Source organism: Mucilaginibacter mali (genome assembly GCF_013283875.1).
Taxonomy (GTDB): Bacteria; Bacteroidota; Bacteroidia; order Sphingobacteriales; family Sphingobacteriaceae; genus Mucilaginibacter; species Mucilaginibacter mali.
In genome coordinates this window covers 3,841,189-3,857,263 of record NZ_CP054139.1, presented here as the reverse complement: position 1 = coordinate 3,857,263, position 16,075 = coordinate 3,841,189, and the positions used below count along the sequence as shown (strand labels likewise).

At 46.7% G+C, this 16,075-nt stretch carries 14 protein-coding genes; 5 read left to right on the top strand and 9 right to left on the bottom strand.

All coding sequences use genetic code 11. The features are described from left to right. Window positions 1-81 precede the first annotated feature (81 nt). Window positions 82-1,023, bottom strand: a complete 942-nt coding sequence (locus tag HQ865_RS15995) for an MBL fold metallo-hydrolase (protein ID WP_173415859.1) — start codon at window positions 1,021-1,023, stop codon at window positions 82-84. 55 nt (window positions 1,024-1,078) lie between these two features. Here HQ865_RS15995 and HQ865_RS15990 point away from each other — a divergent pair, with 55 nt between their 5' ends. After that, on the top strand, window positions 1,079-1,432 hold the full coding sequence (locus tag HQ865_RS15990) for a DUF1801 domain-containing protein (protein ID WP_202020394.1): 354 nt from the start codon (window positions 1,079-1,081) through the stop codon (window positions 1,430-1,432). A gap of 1 nt (window position 1,433) precedes the next feature. Here the strand turns inward: HQ865_RS15990 and HQ865_RS15985 are convergent, their stop codons facing one another. Beyond that, window positions 1,434-1,775 carry a hypothetical protein gene (locus HQ865_RS15985; protein ID WP_173415858.1) on the bottom strand — a complete coding sequence of 114 codons (342 nt, stop codon included), beginning with the start codon at window positions 1,773-1,775 and terminating at the stop codon, window positions 1,434-1,436. Between the two features lie 7 nt (window positions 1,776-1,782). Further along, the gene (locus tag HQ865_RS15980; protein WP_173415857.1) at window positions 1,783-2,100 is read right to left on the bottom strand and encodes a metalloregulator ArsR/SmtB family transcription factor; all 318 of its coding nucleotides are present in this window, start codon (window positions 2,098-2,100) and stop codon (window positions 1,783-1,785) included. A 406-nt stretch (window positions 2,101-2,506) separates the two neighbouring features. Between HQ865_RS15980 and HQ865_RS15975 the strand changes: the two genes are divergently transcribed. Next, entirely contained in the window at window positions 2,507-3,079 is a 573-nt protein-coding gene (locus HQ865_RS15975; protein WP_173415856.1) for a fasciclin domain-containing protein, read from the top strand. A 240-nt stretch (window positions 3,080-3,319) separates the two neighbouring features. Here the strand turns inward: HQ865_RS15975 and HQ865_RS15970 are convergent, their stop codons facing one another. Beyond that, on the bottom strand, window positions 3,320-3,487 hold the full coding sequence (locus HQ865_RS15970; protein WP_173415855.1) for a hypothetical protein: 168 nt from the start codon (window positions 3,485-3,487) through the stop codon (window positions 3,320-3,322). Between the two features lie 271 nt (window positions 3,488-3,758). Here HQ865_RS15970 and HQ865_RS15965 point away from each other — a divergent pair, with 271 nt between their 5' ends. Further along, entirely contained in the window at window positions 3,759-6,686 is a 2,928-nt protein-coding gene (locus HQ865_RS15965) for a ligand-binding sensor domain-containing protein (protein WP_173415854.1), read from the top strand. A gap of 50 nt (window positions 6,687-6,736) precedes the next feature. Continuing rightward, window positions 6,737-7,381 (top strand): response regulator transcription factor, encoded by a 645-nt coding sequence (locus HQ865_RS15960; RefSeq protein ID WP_173415853.1) that lies wholly within the window; start codon window positions 6,737-6,739, stop codon window positions 7,379-7,381. A gap of 173 nt (window positions 7,382-7,554) precedes the next feature. Here HQ865_RS15960 and HQ865_RS15955 read toward each other — a convergent pair whose 3' ends face one another. Together HQ865_RS15955 and HQ865_RS15950 are read right to left on the bottom strand one after the other, a co-directional pair. Beyond that, window positions 7,555-7,914, bottom strand: a complete 360-nt coding sequence (locus HQ865_RS15955) for a hypothetical protein (protein WP_173415852.1) — start codon at window positions 7,912-7,914, stop codon at window positions 7,555-7,557. Between the two features lie 81 nt (window positions 7,915-7,995). Further along, window positions 7,996-10,368 carry an ABC transporter permease gene (locus HQ865_RS15950; RefSeq protein WP_173415851.1) on the bottom strand — a complete coding sequence of 791 codons (2,373 nt, stop codon included), beginning with the start codon at window positions 10,366-10,368 and terminating at the stop codon, window positions 7,996-7,998. A gap of 203 nt (window positions 10,369-10,571) precedes the next feature. On the opposite strand from HQ865_RS15950, the gene HQ865_RS15945 reads away from it, so the two are divergent. After that, complete coding sequence (locus tag HQ865_RS15945) at window positions 10,572-11,186, top strand: HAD family hydrolase (RefSeq protein ID WP_173415850.1); 615 nt, start codon at window positions 10,572-10,574, stop codon at window positions 11,184-11,186. 136 nt (window positions 11,187-11,322) lie between these two features. On the opposite strand, the gene cdaA is transcribed toward HQ865_RS15945, so the two are convergent. The 3 genes from cdaA to HQ865_RS15930 form a co-directional block, all read right to left on the bottom strand. Beyond that, complete coding sequence (gene cdaA / locus HQ865_RS15940) at window positions 11,323-12,114, bottom strand: diadenylate cyclase CdaA (RefSeq protein WP_173415849.1); 792 nt, start codon at window positions 12,112-12,114, stop codon at window positions 11,323-11,325. A gap of 289 nt (window positions 12,115-12,403) precedes the next feature. Further along, window positions 12,404-13,078 (bottom strand): LolA family protein, encoded by a 675-nt coding sequence (locus HQ865_RS15935; RefSeq protein WP_173415848.1) that lies wholly within the window; start codon window positions 13,076-13,078, stop codon window positions 12,404-12,406. A 186-nt stretch (window positions 13,079-13,264) separates the two neighbouring features. Beyond that, the gene (locus HQ865_RS15930; protein ID WP_173415847.1) at window positions 13,265-15,886 is read right to left on the bottom strand and encodes an FtsK/SpoIIIE family DNA translocase; all 2,622 of its coding nucleotides are present in this window, start codon (window positions 15,884-15,886) and stop codon (window positions 13,265-13,267) included. Between the last annotated feature and the right edge of the window lie 189 nt (window positions 15,887-16,075).

Here is a 16,075-nt window from a genome sequence, read left to right as displayed (position 1 = left end):
TTTATGCGATGTGCATCGTAACGACACCCCCCTATACCCTCGCTATGAGAGGGAATCGCGCGTTTCCCCCCGCTTTTTTGGCTACAACTCCACCCGCTGCCCAAACTGCGCAATCCGGAATCCATTCTTCAAAACCGTTAAAGCCTGCGGGCTTTTAGGATCGATCACCGGGTTAGTATGGTTAAAGTGGATAAAATAAACTTTGGCTTTTTCACGGGCGGGTAAACCGGCCAGCAGCTTCATGCTTTCAATAATAAATGGATGCGGTATTTCGGCAATATTGCGGGTTTGGATCTCTTCGCCGCTGTAAAAGGTGCCATCTACAAAGGCATAGTTAACTCCGGCAATTTCATGGATGATATCCTTGTTCCATAGCGCCCATTTGTTAATATCGGGGATGAACAGTATCTTTTTATTCGGTCCCTCAATTTTATAGCCAACAGTTTCCGATAATTCATCCCGATGCGGTACAATGATGGGCGTAACTTTAATATTGTTGCTTAATATTACCGGCTGTTCATTTTGCAGGGCCTGCAGGGCGATGTTATTTATCGATACCAACTGGTTCCAGGGGCCATTGTTCTCAAGGAAGGTTTTCATGCGGGGCATGGCATAAGTCGGCACGCTTTTGCTGTTCAGGGCTTCTTTGCCCAGGTACATCAACCCGGTGTAGTGGCCAATATGCGCATGCGTTACAAATATGCCGTCGGGCGTTTCTTTTTGCTGAAAACCGGATGCTATCTTCAGCATTTTGGCTTGGGCTGGCATATCGGGCGTAGCTTCAAACAACCAGGTCTGTTGGTTTTGCGAGTCTATTACACCTAAGGATACCACCTTGCGGCGGTAATCGGGATGGGTGAACAGATATCGGCAGCAGTTTTTATTGCAACCCATATGGGGCGATCCGCCGTCCTGTATGGTGCCTAATACAATCAGTGATACCGGTGCTGGTTTCCCAGGTTTTTGATAGGCGGTTAACACCATGTAGATCAACAGGAAAAATGGTAATAGGAGTTTTTTCATATTGCGATTTAAAGCTAATCAAATCAGCGAAAAATATGGGTATGTTTGAAACAGCATGACGCAATTGCGCCCCATTGACCAATATTACCTGCAAAAGGATGAACCGGTAAGAAGTTGCCTGCAATTCCTGCGCGAATACATCCTGAAGCAGGACGCCAACATCACCGAAGCATGGAAGTACGGTATGCCGTTCTTTTGCTACCGGGGCAAAATGTGCTGCTACCTGTGGGTGCACAAAAAGTACCATCAGCCCTACATCGGCTTTGTAGAGGGTAAGCGGATGGATCACCCGGGCCTGCTGCTGGAAAAGCGTGCCCGGATGAAGATCTTCCTGATCGACCCTGAGCAGGATATGCCTGTGGATACCCTTGCAGAATTGATGAAGGAGATGTTAAGGTTTTACAATTAGCCTAACCGATCATCGCGAAGCCGGGGAACGGGCGTTGTGTTTCTGCCAGGGTGCTGATGGGCGGGAACTCGCCGATCAATATCATTTTTTCCCATATAGCCGATATGGCCGGGTGCTGGTGCGCCGCGCTGATGGCGCTGGTTGATGTCCATTCAAATACCTCGATGATGGTGCCGTCCTTTGCTTGGGCTACATAGTTTGTTTTATCGGTAGCCAGGCCCAGTTCGCGCAGGGCGGGCAAGTGCTTTTCTACCAGTTGCATCAGGGCGGCCTCGTTGCCGGGTTTAGCCTTGTAAGTGGCCATGGCCATTACGGTGCCTCGTGTATCTACTTTCTTTTCCATATTGTTTTTATAACGGTTCTTCTTCCTTAAACCATTTCAGCCAGTTGTTCATCACCTCGTTCAGTCGCGGGGTGTTAAGTGTGTAGTATTGCTCCCGGCTTTTCTTATCAACCGATATCAGCCCGGCCTGCTCCAGTTGTTGCAGGTGGCGGGTCATGGTTGGCCATGCGTACGAGAAACGGCTGACGATATCGCCTGCTGTCATGGTGCCGCCGCGTGCCTGCAATACCGTTAACACATTGCGGCGCGTAGCGTGGGAGAGGGCTTTAAACACGAGGTCAAAGTCTTCTAACTGCTGTTCGCCGAGTGTTTTTTTTGCGGCCATTATGCGGGCGATGTTTGTAAACTGATGTAAAGGTAAAAATATATTTAGCATTTTTGCTAAATATATTTTACTGGGCTATTTAACCACAGAGTGCACAGAGAAAAATCACAGAGGTCACAGAGTTTTGCAAACGGACAAAAAGAATACAGATTTTTTTCATTTATACCTCTGTGTTCTCTGTGCAAACCTCCGTGTCCTCTGTGGTTAAATCAACCATTTATCAATAAAATACCCCATTTTTTAAAGCTGATAACCAGCCTGTTACCCATCAAAAGGCAATTTTTCCCAAACAATGGAGTTTTTAATTAAGTTATAGTTAAGAATTTTTTTAGAGGCGTAACAAAAGGAACGATATACGAAAGACGGCTACTTATTAAATAGAATCAGAAAAATAAATATCAGCAACATGAAAAAGTCTTTTGTAATAGCCGCCGCGTCGATAATGTTTTGTTTCACGGCAAGCCAGGTAATGGCCCAAACCGATACCACTAAAAAAACACCCGTAAAAACCGATAGCACCAAAGCTGCCCCTGTAGGTGCGGCTGATGTTGTGGGTGCCTTAAACAGCAATTCAGATTATACCACTGCCGCTACAGCCGTTAAAACAGCCGGATTGGAGGCATCGCTAAAAACAGGCGGGCCATACACCATATTCGCGCCGAATAATAACGCGTTCACCAAACTGGCGCCAGGTAAACTGGATAGTTTAATGAAGGATCCGGCAAAACTGGGCACCCTGTTAAAAGGCCATGTGGTAAACGGCAAATATGCCAAGGCCGACATTATTGCGGCGTTAAAAGCAGGCAAAGGCAAGGCTGCGCTAACCACTATAGATGGGCAAACGCTTACATTAAGCATCAGCCCTACAAGCACGCTACAGTTAACCAACAGCAAGGGCAGTGTTACCGAGGTGGTATTGTACGATTTGATTGGCGCCAATGGTATTGTGAACGGCGTTAATAACGTACTGATGCCGTAGCTTGTTTTTAAAATTTTAAATCCAGATTTGAAGGCACGGGGTGAGAACTTTGTGCTTTTTTTCTGTCATATCAATTCCCGCTGGCCATTATTTGTAAATAATAAGCCCGCGGGCCGATGATTCCGCGGGCTTTAAGTTTCCGTTTCTCATAGGGTATGAGTGGAAACCCTTAACAAATAGTAAAGGGAGAGCTTAATGTTTATTTATAATTTGTACCATCCGTATTAAAATTGATGTGCTTTATTGGTTGCTTGTTATTTTACGGAACATGCTGGCAATGCACACCAAAATAATAGCCAGTTGCTTAGCCGAAAGGCACAGTAACAAAATAACCGTGAACAGGCACAGCACATTCACTACAGAGGCTTCGGCAAAAAGATAACGTAATGGGTGTAAAAGTTTCTTCATAAGCAGTGTATTGGGTAAATGGGCGCATCGTTGTATGTAAGTTGGTTAAGCATATCCCCGGGGTACCTCAAAATCCCGGGGATATGCTAATTTTTAAAGGCAACACACTATGCAACTAATCTGAAATAAAACTACTTTTACCAAATTACGCTTGCAATAGAGCATCTGTACCTAATTTTCGTTTAATATGTTTCGGTTCTGCCTGTCCGCATTATTGCTCTGCGGATGCGTTTTATATTCGGCTTTTGGGCAACAACCCGGCAGGTTTACGGTGTATACAGTAAACGACGGGCTGCCCCAAAGTACGGTTGAAAGTATAGCGCAGGACCGTGATGGCTTTATGTGGTTCGGTACCGAGGATGGGCTATCCCGTTACGATGGTTTCAGTTTTAAAACCTATCGGCGAAACGCAAAGGACCCGCACAGTATCATCGGCGATAAAAGCATCCGCTTACACCTGGATAAGCTTAAACAGTTTTGGGTAATCACTTATAACGGCCTTAGCCTTTATCATCCCGAAACGGATAACTTCATCAGCCTGATAAAGATAGAACCACATAACGTCATCACCGCCGAGAATAACTTTTTAGGCGAAGACGACAGTTTTATTTACGCCGGAATATGCGAGTATGGCGTGGTGAAAATAAACAAGCGGGATCACCGGGTAAGCAAACTCAACATTTCGCAGTTAAACCATATCGATGAGCCGCACTCCTGGTACAGCGGTTTTGTTGCCGCTAATAAGCTATGGATAGCTACCAACACACATTTTGTGATATATGATATGGCCTCGGCGCAAACCCGGGAGTTGGATATACGCGTCAATTCGCTGGTAAATATTAACACGCGGCAGGCTTTGGGCGTAACCAGTAAAGGCGTGGTGATCATTGATAAAACAACCCTGGATATCCGCAATGTTAACCTTACCAATAACGGTGTTGAACCCAATCTGGCCTGTAGCCTGCGTTTGTCAGATTCGGTAGCTTTATTGGGATCCCTCCGTAAAGGCGTCTATTATTTCAATATCAATACAGGCCGGGTTATACAGTATATTGGCGATACCGGCAACGAACGGCAGCACGAACTATCGGCCTGGTGTTTTTATATCGACAGATCAGGCAATACCTGGATAGGTACCAACAGCAACGGAACTGTTATGATGGTTTACCCTTATAAAAAGCTTCGGGTATACCGTTCGGGTGCGCTTACCAATAACATCAATTGTGTTTATGCTGATAGTGATAAGGTGTACGCCGGCAATTCGGGCGTTGGGCTAAACGTTTTCGATAAAAAAACAGGCCTTGCACAAAATATCAATGTGCACGATCAGTTGCCCTCTGTTATCAACGCTGTTGGCGCTATCTACCCCATAGATAAAAACCGCCTGCTGATGCTTTCCGGCAGTTCGCGATCAAACGGGCATGTACAGCCCTACCTGTTTGATAAAACTACCCGCCGCTTTAAATTGCTTGATGAGGCTGTACAGCAGGTTTACGCGGATAATTTTGGCAAAGGAAACTTCCGCTACCTCATTTTTCGCGATGCGCAGGGGAAGCTGATGACCAATGTAGGTGGCAGCCTGATCGAATTAAAGGAAGAAAGCAGCAACTTTACCGCCAGGCTAAACCATCGTTTTGAGGGAGAAAGTATGTCATCCTGGTTTAACGATAATGAGGGCAATTTGTGGATAGGTACCTATAAGGGTGTTTACAGGCGCGTAGGTGATGTGTGGAACAAAGTAAACCTGCCGCGCAAAACTGAGGTAAAAACCATTACACAGGATAATAGCGGAAACATGTGGCTTGGTACCAATTTTGGTATTTATGTAATGGATAGGAAACAGCAGGTGCTGAGTTATTATACCGAGCAGAATGGCTTGCGTAACGAGCACCTGTATGGTATGTTGAAGGATAATGATGGCAATATATGGTTCAGTCATAACAAGGGTATCAGCCGGTACGATCATCAAAAAAAACTATTCCGCCACCTTAATGTATCCGACGGCCTACAATCAGACGAGTTTAATGCAGGCGCTTATTTTAAAGCCCCCGATGGCGAACTGCTTTTTGGCGGGGTGAACGGAATTAGTGCTTTTTACCCGCGGCAGGTTTTAAATAATCCGCATAATCCACAACCTAATATCACCCGTGTGCTGCTTTTTGATAAACCATATCAAACAGATACGGCTTCGCCCTATATCCGCAAACTTACCTTGCCATATACTGCAAATAGCCTGAGTTTTGAATTTAGCCTGCCCGAATATACCGATCCACAACGTAACCAGTATGCCTATATTATGGAAAATATGGACCGGGCCTGGATATACAGTGGCAACAATCGCTTTACCCGTTACGCCGGTTTACAGCCCGGGCATTATTATTTTAAGGTAAAGGCTGCCAATAACGATGGGGTATGGGGCGCGCCGGCAGTGTTGGATATCACCATTATCCCCCCGGTTTGGCGGCGCGGCTGGTTCGTATTGCTGGAAGCTTTAGCAGGGGTCTCGCTGATCGCATTGGCGGCAAGCCTTATCCAGCGAAACACTTACCGTAAAAAACTGCGCGCCTACGAACTACAGCAAAAGATACAATTGGAACGCGAACGCATCTCGCGCGACCTGCACGATAATATAGGTACGCAGTTGAGTTTGATCAATAAAAGTATTCGCGAGATCACCCAAGCCCGTGCGCCTATTACCGACGAGGAAAAGAACAGGAAGCTGGACTATGTACACCAGGGATCGAAGGAAGTAATTGATGTGCTGCGCGAAACCATTTGGGCCCTGAACAAGCACGAAGTAACGCTGGAGGAATTTGCTGATAACCTGAAAATGTTTATCCAGAAGAAACTGAAGTATTTCCCCGGTATGGATATGGAATTTACCGAAAAAGAGGATAACGCGCAGGTACAACTTAGTTCAACCGGGGCGCTGAACTTGTTCCGCATTTGCCAGGAGGCCGTAACCAATAGTATTAAATACGCGCAGGCATCATTGATAAAAATTAATGTGACCGGTAACGATGATAAATACCAGATAAGTATTTCCGATGACGGCATCGGTTTCGACCCGGCACAGATTGATGCCGACCAGCATTACGGCCTGCAAAACATGGAACATCGCGCCTCGGAAATTGGTTGCAGCCTGGAGATGAGTAGTGTACCCGGCAAAGGGACTATGATCATCATAACAAAAAAATAGGTATATATGTACTATTCTTTACAATACCTGTAAAAACCTATATTTATATAATGCCTTACAAGATAGCTATAGTTGATGATAACCGACTGGTAATTAAACAGCTGTTACAGGAACTGGTCGGCCACATAACGGTGGTGTTCATTGCCGCAAATGGTGCCGAATACCTGCAAAAAATGAAGGAACTGCCGTGTGAACAGTATCCACAGGCTATATTAATGGATATAGAAATGCCCGGTATGGATGGTATTGAAGCGGTAAGATTAAGCACGGCACTTTATCCGCAGGTGCAATACATCATGTTCACGGTATCTACCGATAACGATAAACTGTTTGAGGCCATAAAGGCTGGCGCCCACGGCTATTTGTTGAAGGACGAAACTGTTGATGTGATACTGGGCGCTATTGCCGAGGTGGTTGATAAACAGGGAGCACCCATGTCGCCAAGTATAGCCCGCAAAACGCTCAAGCTTTTATCAGAAAGTAAAGCCCAACCGGCAAATGATACTAACCTGTCTGATAGGGAGATTGAGATACTGAAGTATATTGTATCAGGGCTAAACTATAAGCAGATAGCCGATAAGATCTTCCTTAGCCCGTTTACGGTGCGAAACCATATCACTAAAATTTACAGCAAGCTGCATATTACATCTAAAGCGCAGGCTGTGCAGATAGCGGTGAGTAATAAGTGGGTATGAGGGGTTATGGAAGTTTTTGCCGGGTTTATAAATAGCGGCACAGCTATAATTATTTAATAATAAACAAATTGTCATGCTGAACTTGTTTCAGTATCCCATCACATAGGTCCGGCACGGAAAGCATAAGCAATGCAAATGGGATGCCGAAACAAGTTCGGCATGACGTACTGCTTTTATTTTATCCCCTTTTCATTAATACTCTTCTCGCTTTTTACAATAATGCCGCCTATTGGATTGCCCGCGCTTTTTTGCGCGCCGGTTGTAGCCGTTTTTACAGTGGAATCAGGACTATCGACGGCTTGCAAACCATTACGCCCGCCCTTAACTACAATGCCGCCAATAGGCGATCCGCTTGTTTTTGCAAGCGGGTTCACACCCGAATTGTTATCCGGTTTGTATAGCGGATTATTTGTTACAGACTCAGCAGGAACCGGCGAGGTTGTGCCTTTAACTTCTTTTTGTGTATTCGATTGCGCGTGGGCCAGTAAGGTTGTTGCTGCTAATACAATTGCCAGGGTGATGATCTTTTTCATGTGGTTTTAATTTAATATTGCTGTTTATACCACTATATAAAGTCCTGGCTTAATTTGTTACCCCTTGTCTGCAAAATATTTCTATTCGCTTCGTAAGCTCTTCACGGGGTTAACCAGTGCTGCCTTAATAGCCTGCAAGCTGACTGTTAACAGGGCGATGCCCAGCATTAGTATGGCCGCTAACCCGAATATCCACCACGGTACCGGTGTTTGGTAGGCGAAGCCCTGCAGCCATACATGCACGCAATACCAGGCCAAAGGCGTAGCCACCAGCAGGGCGACTGCCACCAATGCCAAAAACTCGCCCGACATTAATTTAAACAGCGAGGCCACGCTGGCGCCTAAAACCTTGCGGATGCCCAACTCCTTTACCCTTTGCTGGGCGGTAAACATGGCCAGGCCCAGCAGGCCAAGGCACGAAATAAATACCGCCAATATGGCAAACCCGTTAGAGAGCGTGCCCACCACGGCCTCACTTTGGTAAAGCTTTAAGTAAGCCTGGTCTGAAAAAGTATAGGAAAACGGGAAGGCAGGGTTAAGTTTGGCGCACAGGCTTTTTATACCGGCCAGCGCCGCCGGCGTTTGCCCTGGTTTTATCCGCGCTAAAATATAACCATCGCCCCGGCGGGTCTCCATTAATCGGATAACCATCGGCCTGATCCGCGTGTGCAGCGATTCGAAGTGGAAGTCTTTTACCACACCAATAATTTTGCCTTTAACTCCCCATTGCGTAAAAGTGCGGCCGATAGGATCGGTATATCCGATTTTAGCCAAAGCAGTTTCGTTAATAATATAGTTTACCGAATCGCTTGGGTAACTGGTCGAAAAATCGCGTCCCGCTATCAAACTGCCCTTCATGGTGCGGATAAAATCGTAACCCACAGCGGCAAATGCAAACGAAACAGTGGCATTGGGGTTTTTATCTTCCCAGTCGATATTTGTGGTGCCATCATCAATAAACGATGGCGAAGTGCCCATTTTACTTACCGATGCAATACCGGGCATGTTTAAAGCAGCGTTTTTAAAAGCCTCGTAATTTTTACCAAGATCGCCCTCAATGGGTACGTATACCAGGTTCTCCTTATCGTAACCAATATTGGTGGTTTGAATATAATTTACCTGTTTTGATACCACGATGGTGGCGATGATCAAGACCGATGACAGCACAAACTGGAAAACCACCAGCCCCTTGCGAAACCAAATAGCGCTTTGGCCGATTTTGAGCACACCCTTTAATACCTTAACCGGGTTAAATGACGACAGGAACAACGCCGGGTAACTTCCCGCTATTAAGCCTGTAACTAAAGTTAATACGATCAGCTTGCTCCAAAATATCCAGTCGCTAAAGGGCAGCACGATTTGCTTTTGAGTTACCTGGTTAAATACCGGCAATACCATCACCATTAATAGCAGGGCGGCAATAACAGCCAGGGTGGTAAGCATAAGCGATTCGCCAATAAACTGCCGGATCAGTACGCCACGTACCGCGCCCATTACCTTACGCACACCAATTTCGCGTGCCCGCTTTACCGATTGCGCGGTGGTTAGGTTCATGAAGTTTACGCAGGCTATCAGCAGCACAAAAATTGCTACGATGCTAAACAGATGCACATAGGCTATGCGGCCGCCGTCTACCTGTCCGTTGGTAAAATGCGCGTGCAGATAAGCCTCGTCAAAACGTTGTAAGTAGTGCTCAACGCGGAAATCGCCTTTATGCGGAGCATAAGGTTCGAGCACATTTTTTAGTTTTTTATTTACCCGGGCCAGGTCGGCATCGGGGCGCAATTGTACAAAGGTTAGTTCGCCGCTGTTACCAAAGTTTTTCACGCCCGGGTAATCGGCCACAAATTGCTGCCAGTTGATGAGATAATCAAACGTACGCGAGGCGTTGGCAGGCAGGTTATCAAACACGGCCGTTACCACCAGGTCCTTACGGTTCTCAAAGCGCAGCGTTTTACCCATGGCCGCCGCGGGTGTGCCGAAAAATATACCGGCCATTTTTTTAGATATGGCAATACCGGCGGGTGTATTCAGCGCGGTTTGGGCAGTACCCTGCAACAAAGGGTAGCTAAACATCCGAAAAAAATCGGCACCGGCATAGGTACCCTCCATCTTTAACACTTTATTAGCCGACCGGAAAGTGAAGCTGTCATTCCCTTCTTCCAGGCCTGCGGCGTATTGTACCTCGGGGATATCCTTTTTCAGCAGGTCGGCCATTAATCCGGGCGTGTCGTAATCGCCTTCAACTTTACCGTCGAGGTATTCGCGTTCGTAAACCTTGTATAAATAGGCGCCGTTGGCGTGCCCTGCATCTACATTCAGCTCGCTTTGCACCCAAAGCAACATTAGCAGGCTACAGGCCAAGCCAATGGCCAGGCCGGTTAGGTTGATAATGGTATTGGTCTTATTCCTTACAAGATTTCGCCAGGCTATTTTGAAATAATTTAAGATCATACAGATGCGGCTATGTTATTGCCAAGATGTGGCAAATTAGGTGCCTTTGATTTAATTTATTGATTATAAATATATTATAATATAAATACGGATTTTTTTGTTCGGTTTTGATACACCTGGTGTGCGTTTTTAGGATGCAGGATGGTTAACCACACTCAGGCCACGTCAAAGCCGTATATTTAGCCCATAAATAGTATAAATAAATGCCCGCAACCACCAAAGCCATTATATTCGACTTAGGGTCGGTACTTATCGACTGGAACCCACACCATCTTTACCGTAAGATCTTCGACGATGAACAGGAAATGATAGACTTCCTGGCCAACATAGCCACCATGGACTGGAACGAAGAACAGGACATGGGCCGCTCGCTTAATGAGGGTACCGAGATCCTGGTAAAGCAACACCCCACCCACGAAGCCAACATCCGCGCCTATTATACCCGTTGGGAAGAAATGCTGGGTGGCGCCATCGAGGGTACGGTCGAAATTTTTAAACAACTAAAAGCAAGCGGCAAGTACAAGATCTACGCCCTCAGCAACTGGTCGGAAGAAACGCTGGGTATCGCACAACGTCATTACGATTTTTTGAACTGGTTTGATGGCCTGGTGATCTCCGGCCTGGAAAAGACCCGCAAGCCATTCCCCGATTTTTACCAGATATTATTAAACCGGTATGAACTACAGCCCGGCGACGTTTTGTTCATTGATGATAATTACCGCAACATAGTAGCCGCCGTAAAGTTGGGTATACCGTCTATCCATTTTGTAGGGGCCGATAAATTGGAAGCGGAATTGAAAATGCGTGGTGTGCTGTAAAAGAGAGTCAACCACAAAGAACACAGAGGTTTCACGGAGGACACAGAGAATGAAATTACTTTAAAGTTTTCTAAAGAAACAAAAGCTCCGTGCCCTCCGTGCTTCTTTCTCTGTGCCCTCCGTGGTTAGATTTTAACTAAAAATCCTTATTCAGCAACTTCTCTAACTCCGCAAAGCTGATATTGATCTTCACTTTGCCTTGTTTGGCGTAGGATAATTCGCCGGTCTCTTCAGAGATGATAATGGCCGTAGCGTCGTTAGCTTCGGTTACGCCAATGCCGGCGCGGTGCCGCAGGCCGAATTGTGCGGGGAGGTCGGTCTTATCCGTCAACGGCAAAATACAACTGGCCGATTTAATGCGGTTGCCCGATATCACCACCGCGCCATCATGCAGCGGACTGTGCTTTTGAAAGATGCTTTCCAGCAGACGTTTGGATATTTTCGATTCCAGCAGTTCGCAGCTGTTTTGGTAGAACTGCTCGTCGTAGTATTTCACAAATACAATAAGCGCGCCCGTACGGGTTTGCTTCATGCTTTTGCAGGCATCGATAATAGGTTTAATGCGGGCGTAGTTATTCTTTTCGGCTTCGCGCTTGCCAAACAGGTATTGCCACCAGGCCCGGTTACGCTGAAAGGACGCGTTTTTGCCCACCAATAGTAAAAACCGCCTGATCTCCTGCTGAAAAACCACCACCAGGGCAATGATGCCCACCTTCATAAAGTTGCCCAGTATGTAAGTAAGCATTTGCATGTGTAGCTTTTGCACCGCGAAGTAAAGCAGGCAAACAATAACCATCCCAATAGCAATGTTGGCGGCAATGGTACCCTTTATCAGGTTAAAGAGCTGGTAAAATATAAAAGCCACCAGCACAATATCAAGCACATCAAACGGCGTAAGCTTCAGGAAATTGATATCAAACAAAAGCATATAGCTAAGGTAGGCTTTTTTTTAGATGTGAGCTGTTTGATATGAGATTTGAGACAAGTATGACAACATTCCGTCAAAACTGCCGGTTCAAGCGTGTTGCTTCGTGAGCGTAGATGCCCACATTAAAAAATGACGGTAGGCGTGAACGCTTACCGCGGCGGTAGAAAATGTCATGCCGAACTTGTTTCGGCATCCCACATGCAAAGTTGAACTTTGCATGTCAGACCTGCACTATGGGGTGCTGAAACAAGTTCAGCATACCCCAATACAACATTATACCTAATTTATGCTACCTCAAATCCACCACCTCAACCCCTGGATGCGCTTTTTTATCAAAGGTAAAAGTGTCGTCGGACACCTTAGTATTGGGGGTGATAGTGTTGAGCGTATAAGTATACTTGCTGCCGCCCTTATCAAACATGGTGGCGCTGTACAATTGCTTCTTCACATTATCAACAAACAGCCTGATCTTGAAAAAGGCTTTGTTGGCATCTTCTGGACTCAGATCTATCACCGCGCAGGTTTTGCCGTTTAGTTTTTGGTCGCCGGTGTAAATGTATTTGTAGCCGTGTTCGTAAAGTGTAAACAAGCGCGATGGGTTCAGCTCCTCGTCCGCCTTGGCGGCGTTGTTTACCTGTACCTCCTTGTCCTTTTTCAGGTAGGTCCACTGTGTTTTACCATCGCTGATGATCTCCTGCTCTATGTCAGTCTTATTATCCGCATCAAACATGGTTACCTTAAATTTGCCGCTTTTAGGGCTGGTAACCAGCGTGCCGCCCTGTGTTTGCTTGCCACCGGCCTGCGGATTATCCAACGTAAAAGTAAAATCGGTTTTTACGGTATTATAAGTTTTAAACCTGGCGCTCATCTGGCTCAGGATCGCTTTAGCCTTTGCATCCTGCTGTGCAAACGCGTGGGTAATGGTTGAAAGTACAAGGGCGATATATAGGGTAGCTTTTTTCATTGTGCTGTATAAATGTTATTTGGATGGGTTTTGTTTGGGAGGGTTTAAAGTGTGGGTGGCAAATTAACCACAAAGAGCGCAAAGTTTTTTCACAAAGATCACAGAGCTCTTATAAACTATTAAAGGCTTTGCGATCTTTGTGTTTCCCTTTCTTCGTGTTCTTTGTGGTTAAATTGCCACACTGGGTTAGTCTTCCCCCTTGGCCAAAGTTTCCAAATGACGCTCTAAACTATACTCATCAGGATATAGCACATCCCGTGCCTTGCTGCCTTCAAACGGGCCAACAATGCCTGCGGCTTCTAGCTGATCAATAATGCGGCCGGCGCGGTTATAGCCAAGTTTCAGTTTACGCTGGATGAGTGAGGTAGAGCCTTGCTGATGCAATACGATCAAACGCGCGGCATCCTCAAACATCGGGTCGCGATCGTCCGGGTCAAATTCTTTAGGACTGCTGGTTTCACCCTCGCCTAAAAATTCGGGCAGTAACAGGGCTGATGGGTAACCGCGCTGGTTACCAATAAACTCGGCGATCTTTTCAACTTCCGGCGTATCCACAAAGGCGCACTGCAGGCGTATCAAATCACTGCCGGTAGCCAGCAGCATATCGCCGCGACCGATCAGCTGATCGGCGCCGCCCGAATCCAATATCGTGCGCGAATCTATTTTCGATAATACCCTGAACGCCAGACGCGCCGGGAAGTTGGCCTTGATGGTACCCGTAATTACGTTTACAGACGGTCGTTGCGTAGCAATAACCAGGTGAATACCAATGGCACGGGCTAACTGCGCCAAACGGGCTATCGGCGTTTCTACTTCCTTGCCGGCGGTCATCATCAGGTCGGCAAACTCGTCTACTATCAGTACGATGAATGGCAAAAAACGGTGGCCCTCGTTAGGGTTCAGCTTGCGGTTAACAAATTTGGTGTTGTATTCCTTCAGGTTACGCACGCCGGCATCTTTTAGCAGGTCGTAACGCTGGTCCATCTCAATACAAAGCGAGTTAAGGGTATTCACCACCTTTTTGGTATCGGTAATAACCGCATCGGCCTCATCAGGTAGCTTGGCCAAAAAGTGGCGCTCTATCTTGCGGAATAAGGTTAACTCCACCTTTTTAGGATCCACCAGTACAAACTTCAATTCGGCTGGATGGCGTTTGTATAGCAATGATACCAGGATGGCGTTGATACCTACTGATTTACCCTGTCCGGTAGCACCGGCAACAAGCAAGTGCGGCATCTTGGCCAGGTCGGCAATAAATACCTCGTTGCTGATGGTTTTACCCATGGCAATGGGCAGGTCCATAGTATTGCTTTGCCACTTCTCGGTAGCCAGTACCGACCGCATCGAAACCATTTCAGGGTGCTGGTTAGGCACCTCGATACCGATAGTACCCTTGCCCGGCATAGGCGCGATGATACGGATGCCCAAAGCGGCCAAACTCAGCGCGATGTCATCCTCCAGATTTTTAATTTTAGAGATCCGCACACCCGGCGCCGGAATTATCTCGTACAAGGTAACAGTCGGGCCAATAGTAGCTTTGATCTTGTCGATCTCGATATTATAATGGTTCAGCGTTTCAACAATCTTGTTCTTGTTGGCTTCCAGTTCTTCTGGGTTAACAGAGATCTTGTTCGAGCCATAATTCTCTAACAGATCCAGCGTAGGATAGCGGTAGCTTGATAGGTCCAGCTTTGGGTCAAACGTGCCGAATTGCTCCACCAGGTCGCCGGCCATTTTATTGGTATCGGGTTCCTCAATGGCGGTTATCGGGGTAGGGCGGGCGGTTTCCACTGTTAGCGGGATATCGCTTCCGGCCTCAGGCTCGGCGGTCAGTTCGGGCATCAGGGTAACCGGCTCGTGGCGCATGGTGTTTTGTATGCTCGGGTCAACGTTACGTGGCACAACCGGCTCGTCATCCACCTCTAAATTAAGCGGACGGACGGATACGTTTGGTTGCTGCAAACGTTCGGTATTCTCCATCGGCACATGGTTACGGCCATTCTTGCGCCATTCTACAGGTTCAGATATTTCCTCGTCCTCCAATTCAACAGGTTCGGCGGCGAGGGTGTTCAGGCCCAGGTCGTCGGCCAAAGCCACTTCCTTAGTCTTGCGCTCAGGCAGTTTAAAATCAATGTTATAGGCGATCACCAAAAATACCAACACTACAAATATCAGCCCAAAGCCCACACCAGCCTGGCCGATCAGCGCGTCCAACATGCGGTTACTTTCGTAGCCGAACCAACCCTCTAAAAAGTGCGGGTAATCGTTCACAAAGCCGTGGGCAAAGCCAATGGTCAGCGAAATAAATATCAGCCCGAAAAAGGCGTAGCCCAAAGTTTTAACAATAGAATACAACTGCACCCTAAACAACAGTCGGTACCCGATAATAAAAAATACGGCGATGAAGATGAACGAGGCCACGCCAAACCACTCATAAATAAACTGATTGGCCAGCAGCGCGCCCAGCTTACCCAGCCAGTTGCCAACCACAGGGGCGGCATCAGGGGCGCTGTTCTTTAGTTCCTGCCCGGTTTTAAAAATATTGTCCCAGCCGCCATTGGTGGGAAACAGGTAGCTTTGATCTTCGCGCCAGGTAAACAGGTAACTGGTAAAGGCGATGAGAAAAAATATAGAGCAAACCAGGCAAATTAAGCCGGCTATTTTTATCGCCCTGCCATCTTTTAAATTAAATTGAGGCATTTCCACGCGTTCCCGCGCCGGCTTTTCGCGGCCGGGTTTGCCCCTCTCCCTTGGTTCGTTATCTCCCTTAAATGTATTTGCTTTAAACTGGTTTCCTTTTACCGGCATCCTTTACGTAGCTTAATTTACAAATGTAAAGTTAATAGATAAAACATTTCTTAAGGCAGGGATTTATTTATTTGACTGAGCTTGTTTAAAGAATAGTTAAAAACATTGCAGGCGGGTTTGGCTAAAGCCAATGAAAAGCGCGCCAACCATCCGTTGGCTGAAGCCAACGGCAATGAATGTGGTTCTAAA